Below are 611 nucleotides of genomic sequence, written 5' to 3' on the forward strand. Positions count from 1 at the left end.
AATTCAACGTTTCCTCCACTTTTAAATAATGCCGCAGACCGGAATCGAACCGGTACGGGTATCACTACCCACGGGATTTTAAGTCCCGGGCGTCTGCCAGTTCCGCCACTGCGGCAAAACGACCCAGAAGAGACTCGAACTCTCGACCTCCGCCGTGACAGGGCGGCGCTCTAACCAACTGAGCCACTGGGCCAAAACTTATTAACTTGTAACCTTTAACTGATAAATGGACCTTCGGGGACTCGAACCCAGGACCGACCGGTTATGAGCCGGTTGCTCTAACCAACTGAGCTAAAGGTCCATAAAGCCGATGATCGGACTCGAACCGATAACCTGCTGATTACAAATCAGCTGCTCTGCCAATTGAGCCACATCGGCGTACCTGTTTAACTTATTGTTTCAATCCTTATTGAATGACTCCAAGGGGATTTGAACCCCTGTTACCGCCGTGAAAGGGCGGTGTCTTAACCGCTTGACCATGGAGCCAAAAAACTCCCCCTGTTGGACTCGAACCAACGACACTGCGGTTAACAGCCGCATGCTCTACCGACTGAGCTAAGGAGGAATAGATACAATGATACACCGTACCTTCAAAACCGCATATACAAAAC

The 611-nt window shown here is 50.2% G+C and carries 6 tRNA genes; all 6 read right to left on the bottom strand.

From position 1 onward, the window contains the following. Positions 1-29 precede the first annotated feature (29 nt). The 6 genes from MUB35_RS30370 to MUB35_RS30395 all read right to left on the bottom strand — a co-directional run bounded on the left by MUB35_RS30370 (position 30) and on the right by MUB35_RS30395 (position 565). Positions 30-115, bottom strand: a tRNA-Leu gene (locus tag MUB35_RS30370). Positions 116-119: 4 nt separating this feature from the next. Next, a tRNA-Asp gene (locus MUB35_RS30375) sits at positions 120-193 on the bottom strand. 34 nt (positions 194-227) lie between these two features. Continuing rightward, positions 228-301, bottom strand: a tRNA-Ile gene (locus MUB35_RS30380). Positions 302-305: 4 nt separating this feature from the next. Next, positions 306-378 (bottom strand) — tRNA-Thr (locus MUB35_RS30385). Positions 379-414: 36 nt separating this feature from the next. Beyond that, positions 415-486, bottom strand: a tRNA-Glu gene (locus MUB35_RS30390). A gap of 6 nt (positions 487-492) precedes the next feature. Beyond that, positions 493-565: transfer RNA gene (locus tag MUB35_RS30395), tRNA-Asn, on the bottom strand. Between the last annotated feature and the right edge of the window lie 46 nt (positions 566-611).

Origin of the sequence: Blautia sp. NSJ-175, from assembly GCF_022867815.1 — a bacterium.
GTDB classification, from domain to species: Bacteria; Bacillota; Clostridia; order Lachnospirales; family Lachnospiraceae; genus Blautia; species Blautia celeris.